The following is a 15,319-nucleotide window of genomic DNA, read 5'->3' on the forward strand; positions in this document are numbered from 1 at the left end:
TATCAAGTACAAAAGACTGGAGAGTGCCACACCAACAAGCGCAACGCACAACGTTGCCGCCCCCATCGCTGCAGAAGGCCTAACAGGCTCGGCGCGCGAGGTATGACTGCTCAAAGACATGGTTGAAACGTGCGGCAAGTATCCACACCGTCAGGTATATCACCTAAACCGATTGGTGCCCAGCAATGTCTCCGATTGGATGCGCTGCAGGCGACTTACTCCATCTGGCTCCGCATTGGCCACCAAAATGGTCTCCACTTCTGTCTGTATTTCGTGCAAGCAGACCACCAGCGCCGGGTCCAGGTGTGCGCCGGCCATGCGATCCATTTCCGCCAACGCGCGAGACACGGGCCAGGCGGCTTTGTACGGACGCTTGGAAGTCAGTGCGTCAAAGACGTCGGCTACCGCAACAATGCGCGCAGCCAGGGGAATGTCAGTCTCTGCAAGCCCATGTGGATAGCCACTTCCGTCCCACTTCTCATGGTGGCAAAGTGCAATGTCATGCGCCATGCGCAGCAGACTGGAATCGTGGCCACTCAATATCTCTGCCCCGATGATGGGATGCATGCACATGGTCTCCCACTCTGCCGCATCGAGCGGACCCGGTTTGAGCAGAATACCGTCGGGGACGCCGATCTTGCCAATGTCGTGCATGGGACTGGCATTCAGAATGTCTTCACAAATAGCCGGCGGTAGACCGCACTGATGCGCCAGTGCCGCAGAGATTTTGCTCATGCGCACCAGATGCAGACCGGTTTCGTTATCCCGAAATTCAGCGGTTCGCACCAGCCGACGCACCTCCTCCAAACGCGCATCGGTCAATTCCTGCGTACGCGCCTGCACGGACGCCTCCAGCGTCGCGTTTTGGACGATCAATCGGTTGTAGAGGTAGCGCACTTCCAGCTGGTTGTAGATACGGCTGAGCACTTCGTGCGCATCAAACGGCTTGCCCACAAAGTCACGGGCCCCGGCCCGCAGCGCTTCCAGACGCACGGCAGGGTCATCTTCCGCAGTCATCACCAATACCGGGACATAGCCTCCGGATTCGAGCTTCTTCAGCTCGGCCAATACTTGCATCCCACTCAGACCCGGCATGCGCAGGTCCAGCACCACCAAGTCTTGCGGCGTTTCACGATAGATGGCCAAGCCTTCCCTTGGATCACTGGTACCCCGCACCTGGGTAAATCCCGCCTGCTCAAGCACCTTGGTCATCAGGCGCACGTTGATTGGCTCGTCATCCACAATCAGAATGCGCGAGTCACTCAGGTCTATATCCGGCACCCCCTGGATGCGGTGAATTGAACCGAACGAAATAGTCATGATTTCCCCTTGTGCGTGCGTTGGGTAACTACCCATCGGGAACTAAAAACTGGACCAATCGCTATCCGCGTCAACAGTAGCAACCACCTTCTTAGCCCCGCCCGCGATTTGCGGTGCGCGATTGCCTGCGGGTTTTTTTAATGGTTTGGCAGCTGCTGCGGGAGTGCGCTCCACCCGCCGCACATTGGCACGCTGCAAAGCCGGGGGACTATTCATTTCTGCCTGTGCTCCCAGCTGAAACACGCTTACTGCCTGCACCAGATCCTGCGCCTGGCCCTTCAGGCTTGAGGCCGCAGCAGCCATCTCCTCCACCAACGCGGCGTTCTGCTGCGTGGCCTGATCCAACTGGGTGACTGCTTCGCCCACCTGCGCCACGCCCTGGCTCTGCTCGGTGCTGGCCGCGCTGATCTCACCCATGATGTCGGTCACCCGGCGGATCGAACTCACCACCTCTGTCATGGTCTCTCCAGCCTGGTCTACCAGCAACGTGCCCTGCTCCACCCGCTCTACGCTGGCGTTGATCAGGCTCTTGATTTCCTTGGCCGCGTCCGCACTGCGGCCCGCCAGGCTACGCACTTCGCTGGCCACCACTGCAAAACCCCTACCTTGTTCACCGGCACGCGCTGCCTCCACCGCCGCATTCAAGGCCAGGATGTTAGTCTGGAAGGCAATGCCGTCGATCACGCTGATGATGTCGCTGATCTTTCTGGAGCTGTCGTTGATGCCTTTCATGGTGTCCACCACCTGGGCAACTACCTCACCGCCCTTGACGGCCACGCTGGACGCGTTCTGCGCCAGCTGGTTGGCTTGGGCGGCGTTGTCGGCGTTTTGCTTGACGGTGGAGCTGAGTTCTTCCATGGACGCCGCGGTTTCCTGCAAGGCGCTGGCCTGTTGCTCGGTGCGGGCTGAGAGGTCGTTGTTGCCCGAGGCAATTTCGGCACTGGCCGTGGACACGCCTTCGGAGCCGCTACGCACAGTGGAGACCACGTGCGTCAGCGATGCCTGCATTCGGGCAACCGCTGCCATCACGCTGACGGTGTCGCCACTACCCACCTGCAAAGGGCTGGTCAGGTTGCCATCGGCCACCTTGCCCACCACGTCGCACAGCTCTGCAGGTTCGCCGCCCAGGGCTCGGGTCAGGCTGCGGGTGATCAAAAATCCCGCCACGATGGCGGCGATCAGGGCAACGCAACTGACGAGGATCAGATAAGTGCGCTGGATAGCGTAATCGGCGGCGGCAGTTTCCAGCTGCATCGCGGATCGCTTGATGTTCAACTCTGAATACGCCTCAGACACTTGTACCAGTTTGGCAAGCAGTGGCCGGCATTCGGTATTCATCTTCGCTATGGCTTCTTCCTTTTTGCCTTGCAGTGCCAGATCCACGATCGACAGTGCCACTGGTGCGTAGGCTTGCTCGATCTTGTCAAACTCCTCTACTGCGCGACGACCTTCTTCCGATATGCTTGGCGCTTGCGCCAACTTCTTCAGTTTCTCCATATTGGAAACTACGGCAGCATGGGCCTTGGTGACTACTTCCTTCTCTACGGCCATATCTTCCGGTTTGGTAACCAGCACCAGATTGCGTGCAGCAACGGCCCGCAGGTCAATGGCCTCACGCACCTGATGAGCGGTGTTTCCGCGCGCGCTGATGCCATTGACGTAATTCTCGAAGCGAGCGTTGGCATCTCCCAGCATGGAGAGAGAAAAACCCGCAATCAGCAGGACCAATAGGGCCAGGCCGCCAAATGCAAGCGAAAGTTTGGTTCTTACCGTCAAATTGTTCATGTAGATATCCCTGTGAAGTTGGTTATTGAATGGAAGTGGAAATCAGCCCCATCTCGGGACTTCTCATGAGCTTTTGGATGTCCAGCAGAATCAGCATGCGGTCCTCCAATGAGCCAATAGCCAGCAGGTGTTCGCTGCCAACGCTAGAAGAGAACTCGGGCACCGGGCGCATTTGCCCTGGGGTAAGCGCAATCACGTCAGATACACCGTCCACCACCATGCCCACGACGCGGTCGCCCATGCTCAGAACAATGCACACCGTGAGGCTGCCGTATTCCGCCTGGCTCAGGTTGAATTTCACCCGCATGTCGAGCACCGGTACGATCACGCCGCGCAGGTTCAGAACGCCCAGCACAAACGCCGGCATATTGGCCATGCGGGTGGGCTTCTCGAACGAACGGATTTCCTGCACGCTCAGGATGTCGATGCCATATTCTTCGGCGCCCAGTTTGAATGCCAGGAACTCACGGATGTCAGGTGCCGCACCTGCCAGATATGAGGCGGTGCCACTCTCACTTGTGACTTGCGCCGAGGAAGACGTGCTTTGCATGGTTGGTGCCTTTGGGTTTGATGAAACGGGTCACACGGACCCGGATCAGAAAAGCACCAAGCACACATGTGTATGCCGTAAGGATGCGCCTTATAGGTTCAATTGAACCTCGGCGGATTCCGATTCAGATGTCAGGAAATGACTACCCCCGGAGCGTCTGGGGCGGTGCAGGTCGAGGCCTGCACCTGGAATCAGGCCAACAGTTCGTGCTGCATGGCGTAGCGCACCACATCGGCCACGCTGAAGAAGTTCATCTTCTCCATCAGGCGCATCTTGTGGGTGCTGACCGTCTTGTTGCTGATGGCCAATTCTTCGGCGATTTCATTGACACCAAAGCCCTTGGCAAGCAAGCGCAGTACTTCCAGCTCGCGTGGCGAAAGCAGGTGGTGCGGCAAGGAAGGGGCACCCAAAGCGGCCTCCAGAGCCATCTTCTCCGCCAATACCGGTGTGACGTAGCGCTGCATGCGTGCCACCTGTCGCACGGCCGTGAAAAGCGTTTGGGGCTCACAGTCCTTGGTGGCAAAACCTGTGGCTCCGCCCTTGAGCGCGCTGGAAACCACCTGCGGCTGGTCGTGCATGGACAACACCAGGATGGGCAAATCGGGATAGTGCGAGCGGACCCGGCTGATCAGATCCGTGCCGCTGATGCCGGGCATGTTGAGGTCCAGCAGCAATACGTCGTATGTGCCCTGGCGCAAGCTGTCGAGAACTTCTGCACCGTTGATGGCCTCGCCCGCCACACGAATGTCCATCGTCAAGGCGAATATCTGCTTGATGCCACTGCGAACAATGGCATGGTCGTCAGCAATCAGCAGATTGATCATTGGGTTTCCCCTGGATTTGGATTGCGCATGGGGATGGTTACGGAAATGCAGGTGCCCTTACCGGGTGCAGAGACGAGCTCCATTCTTCCTCCCAATGCCAAAGCCCGTTCCCGCATACCCAATAAACCAAAGGAGCGGTGGCCGACCGTGGCGTCAGGATCGAAACCCTGACCATCGTCGCGCACCACCAGGCGCAACACGTCCTCGCTGCTGTCCAGCTCTACGTCCACCGTGCGTGCCGACGCATAGCGGCTCGCATTCGTGAGCGCCTCCTGCACAATACGGAAGATCACCACGGAGCGCTCGTCATCCAGCGGTATGGGTTCACCCCCCTGGTACAGCCGGCACTCCACGCCGGCACGGCGCATGAAGTCGCGGCACAGCCACTCGATGGCGGGTACCAGGCCCATGTCCAGAACGGGGGGGCGCAAGTTGCCGGCGACGTTGCGCACGCCCTGTATGGCCTGATCCACCAGGCCTTTCATGTCCTTCACCTTGGTGCCTACAAAGGTATCGGCGGCACCCGCATGCAACTCCACCAGCGAAAGGTCCATGCGCAGAGCGGTCAGCACTTGCCCCATCTCGTCATGCACTTCGCGCGCAACACGTCTTCGCTCATCCTCCCGAGCGACTTCGTTCTTGGCCGCAAATGCCCGCAGCCGCTGATGTGAAGCATTGAGTTCACGCTCTGCCGCAAGCCAGGCTGTCATGTCACGCACCACCGCCATGGACAGCATGCCACTGACGGTCTGTATCGGGCTACGGTTGACTTCAACCGGAAACGGTTCACCGCCCTTGCGTACGCCTGTGGGGGATGCACGATCGGGCAGCAAGTCGACTACAGGCGTACCGATGAGTTCCTGACGTGAATAGCCGAACATGCGCTCCGCGCGGACGTTCACACGCAAGATGGTTCCTTGGTCGTCGGTGAAGATGAAAGCATCAGGCGCCAACTCCACCACGTCCTGAAACATGGTCTCCAGCCGCCTCTCGCGATCCTGCAATCTCAGATGGGCTTTGACACGCGCCAGCGCCGTTGCCAGCATGATGGGCTTGGTGATGTAGTCCGCGGCACCTACTTCAAAACAGCGGGCCTCGGCGTCTTCATTGTCGCTGGCAGTCATGAAAATGACCGGAATGTGCCGTGTGGTTTCCTGTGCCTTCAAACGGCTGCACACCTCGTACCCGTCCATACCGGGCATGCGCACATCCAGCAATACCAGATCAGGTGGGGTGTGTTGTGCGATTTCCAGAGCCGTGGGGCCGTCTTGCGCTGTCACTACGGCGTATCCTGCTGACGCCAAGGCGCTACGCATCAGCCGCGTATTTTGCGGAACGTCGTCCACCACCATCACGACCGAGTTGAAGGAAGCTTGCATATTGATGCTGCATGGTACCCGCATCAATAGGCCGCGTGCCCTTTTGGGCTGGGCACGCGAACTCGCAGGGCTGTGACCAGCCCCGATCCGATCAGCGCGTCACCAGCACCGGCACAGGAGACTCGGCCACCACCTTGGTTGCCACGCTACCCAGCATCAGGCGCGCAATACCCGTGCGGCCATGCGAACCCATAACGATCAGGTCGCTGCCCAACTCCTTGGCGCTTTCCACGATGCCGCTGGCGGCGGCCACGTCTTCCACCAGACGGGCTTGCAGATTCACGGGTGGGGTTTCGGCCTTGCACAGCTCTTCTACCTGGGCATGTGCCTGGGCAGCCAATTGTTGTGCGGCGGCGGAATAGGCCTGGTAACCCATGGGATTGACTTCGCCCACGCCCAGATAGGGATAGGGGTCGGAAACGTACAGAGCTGTCAGCGCTGCACCGTGCAGACGGGCCATACCGACTGCGAGCTTGGCAGCGTGTGCGGATGCTGCAGAACCGTCGGTTGCCAACAAAATATTCTTGAACATAAATGCCTCGCTAAGTGAAGTTGTGAGCCTTCATCTTGCGCCTATTTCCAAAGCCCTTTTTTGACTTGGGTCAACTACCACAAACAATCTTGCCGGGGCGGCTCTCTGAGCTTGTCTGCCGGACCGGCTGCCATGCGCGCAGCGTCAAATGGGCGCAGAAAACCATGGGCTTCGGCAGGGTCGGCTTGCAGCCAGGCACTGTAGTCTTGCGGCGCAATGATTGCCGGCATGCGCTTTTCATCGCCGGGACGGTGCATGCGCCCCATGATGGCGTGACCATCTGCATTGACGGTCAAAAGCGTGAAGCTGTGCGCGATGACACCGTCTTGCGGATGCACCCATTGTTCCCACAGACCGGCGACGGCAAACGGGTTGCCATCGGCCATGGCCATCTTCCAACGCACGGCGCGGCCACCGTTGCGCTCGGCCTCTTCCCAGCACGGGTCGAAATAGGCGCGCATGGGTGCCAGGGCCCACTGCCGCTGATGCCAGGGTCCGCGGTAGCTGGGCTTTTCAGCGGCGGTCTCACTGCGGGCGTTGTAAGTCTTGCGACCTATGGTCTGCGCTTGGACTGTGTCCTTGCACCAGCGCGGCACCAGTCCGAAGCGCGCAACCCGACACTCCCAGACTCCCTGGGCATTGCGCAACAGAATGGGGGCGTCGTAGCCAGGGTAGGTTTCTTCAGGCCAGTCCTGCTCCGGCATCTGCACCAACCCCGGATGCATGGCCGCTATTTCCTGGCACACGGAAGGGACGAAGTTGGTGCACATGACAGGCCAGATGCGTCAATCGCTGGTTTCGTCGTCCAGGTCGTCGCCTTGCGAACCCTTCACGTAGGCGGGCTCGCGCGGCTTTTGCGGGCGCGGGATTTTTTTCAGGCGGATCAGGCGCGCTTCCTCGATGGCGTCTTTCTTGATCTGGCGCTCGGCATCGAGCTTCTCGCCCGCCCGCAGCCACTCAGCAAACTCTTCGGGCGTCTCCAGCGTGAGGCGGCCCAGGCTACCCGAACGAAAGTCGTGGATGACGATCTCCGCTGCCTTGGTCAGGTTGACCTTGCCGCCCCCCTGCAGGGCACCGCGCTTGCGGCCGATGGCCTCCAGCAACTCCTCATCGGTCTGCCCGGCCACGCCGGTGAGCTTGTAGCGCGACTCCAGACCCGTCGCATAGTGCTGGCGCACATAGTCCAACAGTTCCAGCGCCACTTCTTCATCATCGAAGGCGTTGCGGCCTATGGCGCCACTGGCGGCCAGGTTGTAGCCGCTTTTGGCCACGATGATGCGCGGCCACAGCACGCCCGGTGTGTCATAGAGGTAGAAGTCGTCGGCAATGGTGATGCGCTGCTCCAGCTTGGTCACACCGGCCTCGTCACCGGTCTTGGCGGCACGCTTGCCCTTGAGGGTGTTGATCAGTGTCGACTTGCCCACATTGGGAATGCCGCAGATCAGCACCCGCATGGGCTTGGCCATGCCCCCGCGGTTGGGCGCCAGCGCATGGCAGGCCGCCACCAACGCCTTGGCCGGCGTGCTCATGCTGGCGTCCAGCGGCAACGCACGCACGTCGGACTGGGCATTGAAGTAATCCAGCCAAGCTGCGGTGCGCACCGGGTCCGCCAGGTCCTGCTTGTTGAGCACCTTGAGGGCTGGTTTGCCTTTGGTGATCTGGGCCAGCATGGGGTTGGCGCTGGAGCCCGGCAGGCGCGCGTCGAGCAGTTCGATAACCACATCGATGTCCTTGATGCGCTCGGCAATGGCCTTGCGCGTCAGGTGCATATGTCCGGGGAACCACTGAATTGCCATCGCGCTGAACCTATCTGTCAATTAACTGCTGGACCTGCATTGTCGGGCAGGTCCGGCATGGCGCACGCTCAGACGGTCGCAGCCACCGGCTTGGCGACCAGGCGCTTGGGCGAGAGATACTCCTTGAGGTAGACGTCAAAAGGCAGGGAGTCGCCAGCCTCAATCTCTTTTTGGTCCTGGATGGACTTGGCGGCCATGCGCGCCCACTCGGCGGCCTGCTCCGCGGACAACGGCGTTGCCAGCATGGCTTGCCGGGTCTTTTGCGACTGGGCCCGCACAAAGGACACGAAAGACCCGCCAAACTCCTCCGTCATGACCTTGAGCACCTGGGCCGAAGGCGTGAGATCCGGATTCTGCAAGGCCCGCTCGGCGTCCTGCACCGCACGGGAGTAATCATTGGTGGAGTGCACCGCGTCCAGTTGTGCCGCTATGGGTTTGAGTTGCTGCACGATGTCTTGCCCCCAGGCGCTCAGGGTCATGGTGCCATTGCCCTTCTCCAGCTCCAGACCCGGCTCACGTCCGCGCTCTGCCGCCTTGTGCTGGTTGCGTGCCATGGCCGCGATTTCCTGCGGCGTGTCATCCGGGCTGTCCGATTGCAGGCAGTGCAGCAGGAACACGTCCAGAAAGCGCAAGGTCTGCGCCGTGATGCCCACGGTCTCAAACGGATTGAGGTCCATCAAGCGGACTTCCACATACTCCACGCCGCGCTCGCGCAGGGCATGTAAGGGCCGCTCGCCGGGGAAGATCACTCGCTTGGGGCGGATGGTGCCGTAGAACTCGTTCTCGATCTGCAGCAGTGTGGTCTGCAGCTGCTTGTAGCTGCCATCTTCCGCGCGCACGCCAATGGCTTCGTAGGCCGGATAGGGAACGGTCAGGGCCTGCTGCAAGGATGCGGCGTAACCCTGCAGGCTGTTGTAACTGACCGCCAGGGAAGATTGCGCATCGCTCTGGTAGCCCAGCCGGCCCATGCGCAAGGAAGTGGCATAGGGCAGGTACAGCGTACCCTCGTTGAGCGGCTGCAAGCGGTGCTCGCGACCGGCAACAAAGGTGGAGCACACGGCAGGCGATGCCCCGAACAGATACAGCAACAGAAACGCGTGGCGGCGGAAATTGCGGATCAGGCCAAAGTAGGCCTCGCTGGAGACACCGGGCAGGCTCCAGTTGTAGTGGATGCCCGAGATAGTCTGCATGCGTCTGCCGTAGCGGTGCCCCAGCCCACTGCGATACACCGTCTTGCTGCGCCCCACGTTGGAGCTGCCGTACTGACCCAGCGGAATGGCGTCGTCTGCCGGCAGTCCGCAGGGCATGCTCGATACCCACAGCATTTCATCACCCAGCGACTGCATGGTGAACTGCTGGATACGGGTGAGCTCGTCAATGCAGTCCTGCGCACCGGCGTGCACACCGGTAATGAGCTCCACCTGCGACTCACTGAAATCGGTGGTGATGCGGGGGTGCGTCAATGCCGATCCCAGCGCCTCCGGATGCGGTGTCATGGCCAGACGGCCGTTCTCCTGCGCACGCAAACTCTCTTTTTCCAAACCGCGGCGAATGCCTCGCAGCCGCTCCGGGGCGACCCCGTTAGGGCCTTGCGAAAAATTGTCCATACCTGTGGCCCTTTGTCTTTTCTTCGGGCGAGAAGTTAACACAGGCGCACTATTTGTGCAGTTTGAGGGCATGATTGCACCGTTTTGAGGCTGCACAATACGGATATGCAAACGTTGGAATCTGTTGTCTGGTCAGTCATGCTAGGTGGTCTGCTGACCATCGGGACCATGGCTGTCGTGGACGTTGCCCTGAGCCGCACGCTGGCCGCGTGCCGGGGCCTGCTGTTCATGACGGTCACCGGTTTCAGCTGCGTGCTGCTGTCGGGTCTGCCAGAAGACCTCTTTCCCGGCCTGCCGGTGGTGCCGGTACTGATCCTCAAAAGCAGCCTGGGGCCCCTGAGCGGAGCCATGGTGCTCACCTATCTGCGCCAGTGGCTGGGTGTTGCCGCGGAAGACCACTACGTGCACAACGCCATCCTCTGGGGCTCCACCGGTCTGCTGGTGGCGGCCGTGGTCATCACCCTGCTGTGCGTGCTGTTTGCCGCAACACTGGGCACCGAGATCCTGCTGTTTGCCGCCTTCCTGAATGCGGTGGCCGTTTTGCTGGCCACCTTCACATCAGTGCGTGCAGCCCAGCTCGGAGACAAACTGGCACGCACCATGGCAGTGGGCTGCCTGTTCCTGGCCCTGTCGCTGGGCGGTCTGTTTGCCCACCAGCTGGTACCGGACCACGGCTCGCTCGCCATCTGGATCGTGACGTCTTTCAGTACTGTGGTCTTCTTTCTGGTCATGGTGGCACTGGGAATCCGGCGCAACCGGCAACTGCGCAAGCTCGAGCGGCTTGCCGGACTGTCCCAAGGCGTTGACCCGGCCACTGGCCTGCCACGCGGCTCGGTTCTGCTGTCCAAAGTCGATGACGCTTTCTGGCGTAGCGCCAGGCTCAACACCAGCTGCGCCGTGATCTGCCTGCACCTGCGCAACCTCTATGAGCTCAGTGAAGTGGCGGGCCACTCGGTGGACCAGCAGATTCTGGCCGCCATGGCGGCGCGCATTCGGCGCGCCATGGGCTTTCGCTGCGTGGTGGGGCTGTACCACCCGCGCTGCTTTGTGGTGGTGCTGTCCGCCGTCAAGCAACCCAAACTGGTCCGCAAGATGACCGAGCGGCTGCGTGAGCTGATGGTGGAGCCACTGGATGTCATTGGCAGCAACGACGCAGTGCACCGGTTCATTCCGCAGTTCAGCGTAGGCCATGTCACCGTCAGTTCCGCGGACCTGGTGCCCGCCGACGTGATCGATGAAGCCGAGCAGCAGGCCCTCAACATCGAACGCGAATACAACCGCGCCGAACAGACCGCCCACAGCCCCTTGCAGGCCGAGGGCTGATCACCCCGTCAACCCTTTTTGAGCAGGGCCGTGGCACGACCCACTTCGTGCGCGCCCTGACCCGAACCGTCGTGCGGCACCATTTCTGCGGTGCGGTCACGCACATGCGCCAGATGCTCTGCCAGACGCTCCGGTGACTGGGCATCCAGGCCGATCCAGGCACCTTGCGTCAGGGTGATATGCGCAGCCTCCACGCTTCCAGCCCCTGCGCACAGCACGGTGCGGGTGGGCGCATCCTCCCCCACCAGCACCAGCATGGCCGGTGTCACGGCCTGGGGCTCCAGGGCCGCCAGCACTTCCGGTGGCATCAGCCCTTCAGTCATGCGGGTCGCTGCGGTGGGTGCCAGACAGTTCACATGGATATTGTGTTTGGCGCCTTCCAGCCCCAATGTCTGCATCAGCCCAACCAGCGCCAGCTTGGCCGCACCGTAATTGCTTTGACCAAAATTGCCGTACAGGCCGGTACTGGAAGTGGTCATGAGAATACGCCCGTACTTCTGCTCCACCATATGCGGCCAAGCCGCCTTGGTGCAGTGCACGGCGCCCATCAGGTGCACATCCAGCACCAGGCGGAAGTCGGCCAGGTCCATCTTGGCAAAGGTCTTGTCGCGCAGAATGCCGGCGTTGTTGACCACGATGTCGATGCGGCCCCAGGCATCCACCGCCTGTTGCACCATGGCCTGCACCGCGTCCCAGTCGGTCACCGAAGCGCCGTTGGCAATGGCCTCGCCGCCTGCCGCCCGGATTTCCGCCACCACGCTTTCGGCCGCCGTCAGGGAGCTGCCCGAACCGTCCCGTGCGCCCCCCAGGTCGTTTACCAGCACCTTGGCACCGCGTCTGGCCAAGGCCAAGGCATGTTGGCGACCCAAACCACCACCGGCTCCGGTCACAATTGCTACGCGTCCTTTGAAATCAATCGCCACACTTCACTCCAGAAAAAAACGGATACTGCATGCCATTCGCACACCGCGTGTGCCAAAGCTCCTATGGAAATCACCTCCGAAATCATTCATACACCGCCCAGAGATGCTGCCACCGTCATCATTCTCAGGGATAGCCCACAGGGCCCCGAAGTTTTTCTGGTCAAGCGCCACGGCCTGTCTGACGTGTTGGGCGGTGCCTACGTGTTCCCCGGCGGCAAGCTGGACGAAAGCGACGCACAGCTGGACGAAACCCATCATTTGGACAGCTCTGCGGCAGACTTGCACAAACGCCTCGGCGAACCGGATCTGGAGCAGCAGCGCGCCAAGGGGCTGTTTGTAGCCGCGCTGCGCGAAGCCTTTGAAGAATGCGGCGTGCTGTTCGCCCAGGATGCGACGCCAACCCACAGCATGGATCTTGCAGTGCAGTTGCGCGACGGGCGCATGTTCAATCTGGCGCTGGCGGAAACCGGTCTGCGGCTGCAAACCCAGGCCGTTATTCCCTGGTCGCGCTGGGTCACACCCAAGATGCCGTCCATTTCCAGCAAACGTTTCGATACCCGCTTCTTTGTTGCCGCCCTGCCCGAAGGGCAGGTTGCCCGTCATGACGACGTGGAAACCACGCAAAGCGACTGGTTGCGCCCCCGCGCCGCCCTCGAACAGTACTGGGACCGGACCATTGAAATGGCGCCGCCCCAGATCATGACCCTGGCCCATCTGGCGCGCTTTGCCGATGTGGCCAGCGCGCTGCAGGCCGCGCGTACCATCCCGTCGGCGCTGATCCAGCCCGAGCCCATGGATGAAAACGGCGAGCGTGTGTTGTGCTATCCCGGCGACCCCTGCCACAGCATTGCGCAAGCCGCCATGCCCGGCCCCACCCGGCTGCGTTACCGCAACAAACGCTTCGAGCCGGAACAGGGGTTTGAGGCCCTTTTCGCTTGAGACATTGCAGATTGACACTGCCGTGGCATAGTGCGGCCATGCACAAGACAGGCCACCCTATACACCGCACTGCATCCCGCGCCGGATGCTGCCTGGCGGTGGTGCTTGCGGTGGGCCTGGCAGGGTGCTCCACTGCGCCCACGTCACGCACAGAAGCGCCAGACCAGGCAGCAGTTGATATCCAATCGCGCCTGAGCCTGGACGCTGCCAATGACGTGACCCTGTATGCCATCAGTCTGGTGGGAACGCCCTACCGCTGGGGTGGCAACACGCCGGCCTCCGGTTTTGATTGCAGCGGCCTGATCGGTTATGTCTACAAGACCCGTGCCGGCATCTACGCACCGCGCACAACCTCCGCACTGGTCGATTGGGGTCAGCCGGTGCCACCGGGTTCTCTGCGTAGCGGTGACCTGGTGGTCTTTGCCCAGAAGGGCACCGTCAACCACGCCGGTATCTATGTGGGCGAGGGGCGCTTTGTGCATGCCCCGTCGAGTGGCGGCGAAGTGCGGCTGGACTCGCTGAGTTCGATTTACTGGTCCCGGCAACCAGTCAGCTACCGGCGCCCCTGAGCGCGTCTAGCCAATGATGGCGAAGGTGCTGACAAACACCACCTTCACCAGCAGCCAGGTGGCCACCACGATGGCCCAGGACTTCCATTGCACGCGCGGGGTGTTGAAGCGGTTTTCGGCCAAGGTGAACACAAGCGCACAGACCAGACCGAACAGCAAGCCCACTGCAGCCTGCAGCAGTTTGAGTTGCCACCAAGGCTGCGGGCCGTCTTCCACCGGCAGAAAGATGTGAATGGCCAGCCCGAAGATCAGCCAGCGTGCCAGATAGCCCCACCAGCGGGTCCACATGCCCGATCCAACCGGTGGCCAATGCGCGTCGTGCGGGTTCGTGGAGTGCATAAGGCAAATTCGTTAAGTCCGTCCAACTATACACAGCCGGGTCGCGCAATTCGATGCAACACACGGGTATGCGTGAAATGTGTGGCGTGGAGCGCAAAAGCAACGGCTTTTGTTTGGGCAAACCCGGTGGTTGATGAGCCTTTTATGCGTTTGCTGCTTCATTTGTGCACCCTCACAGCCTTAGCTATTCACATGCAAGTCATGGGCTAGGTCGGACTTAAGTCGGACTTAATCATCGTTACCCTAGAATCCATCAACAGAATAGTGGCGGGGGGTTTACCATGCGCTTTCGCTTGCAGATCCGGTTCCAGACCTGGGTGTTATCCATGACGGTGCTGCTGGTACTCTGCCTGGCGGCAGCGTTTCTCTACACGGTTTTTCGCACCTTTTCATCCATCTCGGAAGAGTCAGCACAGGAACGCTTTTCGCTGATTGCCGAACAGGCTTCGCTGCAACTGGAAAGCCTGGTAAAGCAAAGCGGCAATCTGGTACTGGCTCGCACGGCCTCCGAACGCCAGATGTTTGTGCGGGATGGTGTGCTGAACCCCAGCAGCATGGTGCCAGCTTTCCTGGGGTCATTTGAAGCAGAGCCTGATGCATACTCGCACTTCTTTGCGCTGCAGAACAACGAGTTTCTTCAGGTCATCAACGTGTTGGGAGACGCCCGCATCCAGGCCGCGATCAAGGCCCCTGAGGGCACTGCCTATGCCGTGCGCCGCATCACGCGGGACAACCAAGGCAGGCGCACCGACAGCTATCATTTTTTGTCCGCCAGCAAGGACCTGATAGGAAGCCGCTCGCAGCCTGCCACATTGGTGCCTACAGAGCGCCCCTGGTACCAGGGTGCTCTGAGTCAGAAGCGTCTGTTTGTGACGGAGCCCTATCTGTTTGCTTCCACTGGCGAACTGGGGCTGACCGTCGCGGCCCCTCTCCAGGACGGCGCCGGCGTGCTGGCAACCGACATCAGCCTGCGTGGCATGGAAGCCTTTCTCTCTCATATCAAGCTGCCGCCCAACGGAGCCATCGCAGTGCAGGACCGGCAGGGCCGGGTGCTGGCCTTCCATGGCAACGGGGCCCGATTCGAGGGGGTGACGATTGCACCGCTGAGCGCGACTACCAGCCTCACCAATGAATACCTCTCCGTCCTGCAAAGGGATGCGCAAGTGGTTTCCGGTTTGCAGACCATGGGCGCGGAACAAACCCACTTTGTCGTCAATTACAAGGCCGTGCAGGCCGTGCCGGGAATGCCCTTGCGCATCACCGTCTGGGCTCCGGTTTCCGACTTCACGGCAGCTTTCAAGCAGGCCGAGCACAACGTGTTGACCCTGGCGCTGCTGGTATTGCTGGTATTGGCACCACTGGCGCTGCTGGGCTCGCGCCAGATCGCCAAATCGCTGACGGCCATGGCGGTGGACTCCGAACGCCTCAAACGT

Annotated in this window: 15 protein-coding genes; 4 read left to right on the forward strand and 11 right to left on the reverse strand. The window is 60.9% G+C overall.

The features are described 5' to 3' along the window. Positions 1–159: 159 nt before the first annotated feature. The 9 genes from AC1RMF_RS25225 to gshA form a co-directional block, all read right to left on the reverse strand. Complete coding sequence (locus tag AC1RMF_RS25225) at positions 160–1,320, reverse strand: HD domain-containing phosphohydrolase (protein ID WP_342618232.1); 1,161 nt, start codon at positions 1,318–1,320, stop codon at positions 160–162. 42 nt (positions 1,321–1,362) lie between these two features. Beyond that, on the reverse strand, positions 1,363–3,105 hold the full coding sequence (locus AC1RMF_RS25230) for a methyl-accepting chemotaxis protein (RefSeq protein WP_493145210.1): 1,743 nt from the start codon (positions 3,103–3,105) through the stop codon (positions 1,363–1,365). A gap of 22 nt (positions 3,106–3,127) precedes the next feature. Next, positions 3,128–3,655, reverse strand: coding sequence for a chemotaxis protein CheW (locus tag AC1RMF_RS25235; RefSeq protein WP_342618234.1), 528 nt, complete (start codon positions 3,653–3,655; stop codon positions 3,128–3,130). A 191-nt stretch (positions 3,656–3,846) separates the two neighbouring features. Then, positions 3,847–4,479, reverse strand: coding sequence for a response regulator (locus AC1RMF_RS25240; RefSeq protein WP_342618235.1), 633 nt, complete (start codon positions 4,477–4,479; stop codon positions 3,847–3,849). Next, positions 4,476–5,858, reverse strand: a complete 1,383-nt coding sequence (locus tag AC1RMF_RS25245; protein WP_342618236.1) for a hybrid sensor histidine kinase/response regulator — start codon at positions 5,856–5,858, stop codon at positions 4,476–4,478. The genes AC1RMF_RS25240 and AC1RMF_RS25245 overlap by 4 nt, the downstream gene beginning before the upstream one ends. 91 nt (positions 5,859–5,949) lie before the next feature. Continuing rightward, entirely contained in the window at positions 5,950–6,390 is a 441-nt protein-coding gene (locus AC1RMF_RS25250; protein WP_342618237.1) for a universal stress protein, read from the reverse strand. Positions 6,391–6,464: 74 nt separating this feature from the next. Then, a complete protein-coding gene (locus AC1RMF_RS25255; RefSeq protein WP_493145213.1) occupies positions 6,465–7,115 on the reverse strand; it encodes an SOS response-associated peptidase in 651 nt (216 codons plus the stop codon). 60 nt (positions 7,116–7,175) lie between these two features. After that, positions 7,176–8,186 carry a ribosome biogenesis GTPase YlqF gene (gene ylqF, locus AC1RMF_RS25260; RefSeq protein ID WP_493145214.1) on the reverse strand — a complete coding sequence of 337 codons (1,011 nt, stop codon included), beginning with the start codon at positions 8,184–8,186 and terminating at the stop codon, positions 7,176–7,178. 68 nt (positions 8,187–8,254) lie between these two features. Then, positions 8,255–9,793, reverse strand: coding sequence for a glutamate--cysteine ligase (gshA, locus tag AC1RMF_RS25265; RefSeq protein WP_493145216.1), 1,539 nt, complete (start codon positions 9,791–9,793; stop codon positions 8,255–8,257). 105 nt (positions 9,794–9,898) lie between these two features. Between gshA and AC1RMF_RS25270 the strand changes: the two genes are divergently transcribed. Further along, on the forward strand, positions 9,899–11,116 hold the full coding sequence (locus tag AC1RMF_RS25270) for a diguanylate cyclase domain-containing protein (RefSeq protein WP_493145218.1): 1,218 nt from the start codon (positions 9,899–9,901) through the stop codon (positions 11,114–11,116). 8 nt (positions 11,117–11,124) lie between these two features. On the opposite strand, the gene AC1RMF_RS25275 is transcribed toward AC1RMF_RS25270, so the two are convergent. Next, entirely contained in the window at positions 11,125–12,039 is a 915-nt protein-coding gene (locus AC1RMF_RS25275) for an SDR family NAD(P)-dependent oxidoreductase (protein WP_493145219.1), read from the reverse strand. Between the two features lie 63 nt (positions 12,040–12,102). Here AC1RMF_RS25275 and AC1RMF_RS25280 point away from each other — a divergent pair, with 63 nt between their 5' ends. Both AC1RMF_RS25280 and AC1RMF_RS25285 read left to right on the forward strand, forming a co-directional pair. Beyond that, entirely contained in the window at positions 12,103–12,978 is an 876-nt protein-coding gene (locus AC1RMF_RS25280; protein WP_493145220.1) for an NUDIX hydrolase, read from the forward strand. A 38-nt stretch (positions 12,979–13,016) separates the two neighbouring features. Then, complete coding sequence (locus AC1RMF_RS25285) at positions 13,017–13,547, forward strand: NlpC/P60 family protein (RefSeq protein ID WP_342618244.1); 531 nt, start codon at positions 13,017–13,019, stop codon at positions 13,545–13,547. 6 nt (positions 13,548–13,553) lie between these two features. Here AC1RMF_RS25285 and AC1RMF_RS25290 read toward each other — a convergent pair whose 3' ends face one another. Then, the gene (locus AC1RMF_RS25290; protein ID WP_342618245.1) at positions 13,554–13,886 is read right to left on the reverse strand and encodes a hypothetical protein; all 333 of its coding nucleotides are present in this window, start codon (positions 13,884–13,886) and stop codon (positions 13,554–13,556) included. Positions 13,887–14,167: 281 nt separating this feature from the next. On the opposite strand from AC1RMF_RS25290, the gene AC1RMF_RS25295 reads away from it, so the two are divergent. Next, on the forward strand, positions 14,168–15,319 hold a 1,152-nt coding region (locus AC1RMF_RS25295; RefSeq protein WP_493145223.1), incomplete at its 3' end, for a PDC sensor domain-containing protein.

Source organism: Rhodoferax sp. GW822-FHT04A08, from assembly GCF_058801025.1.

Coding starts and splice junctions, on each gene's coding strand:
- AC1RMF_RS25225 (WP_342618232.1), bottom strand. CDS start 1,320: ATGACTATTTCGTTCGGTTCAATTCACCGCATCCAGGGGGTGCCGGAT.
- AC1RMF_RS25230 (WP_493145210.1), bottom strand. CDS start 3,105: ATGAACAATTTGACGGTAAGAACCAAACTTTCGCTTGCATTTGGCGGC.
- AC1RMF_RS25235 (WP_342618234.1), bottom strand. CDS start 3,655: ATGCAAAGCACGTCTTCCTCGGCGCAAGTCACAAGTGAGAGTGGCACC.
- AC1RMF_RS25240 (WP_342618235.1), bottom strand. CDS start 4,479: ATGATCAATCTGCTGATTGCTGACGACCATGCCATTGTTCGCAGTGGC.
- AC1RMF_RS25245 (WP_342618236.1), bottom strand. CDS start 5,858: ATGCAAGCTTCCTTCAACTCGGTCGTGATGGTGGTGGACGACGTTCCG.
- AC1RMF_RS25250 (WP_342618237.1), bottom strand. CDS start 6,390: ATGTTCAAGAATATTTTGTTGGCAACCGACGGTTCTGCAGCATCCGCA.
- AC1RMF_RS25255 (WP_493145213.1), bottom strand. CDS start 7,115: ATGCATCCGGGGTTGGTGCAGATGCCGGAGCAGGACTGGCCTGAAGAA.
- ylqF (WP_493145214.1), bottom strand. CDS start 8,186: ATGGCAATTCAGTGGTTCCCCGGACATATGCACCTGACGCGCAAGGCC.
- gshA (WP_493145216.1), bottom strand. CDS start 9,793: ATGGACAATTTTTCGCAAGGCCCTAACGGGGTCGCCCCGGAGCGGCTG.
- AC1RMF_RS25270 (WP_493145218.1), top strand. CDS start 9,899: ATGCAAACGTTGGAATCTGTTGTCTGGTCAGTCATGCTAGGTGGTCTG.
- AC1RMF_RS25280 (WP_493145220.1), top strand. CDS start 12,103: ATGGAAATCACCTCCGAAATCATTCATACACCGCCCAGAGATGCTGCC.
- AC1RMF_RS25285 (WP_342618244.1), top strand. CDS start 13,017: ATGCACAAGACAGGCCACCCTATACACCGCACTGCATCCCGCGCCGGA.
- AC1RMF_RS25290 (WP_342618245.1), bottom strand. CDS start 13,886: ATGCACTCCACGAACCCGCACGACGCGCATTGGCCACCGGTTGGATCG.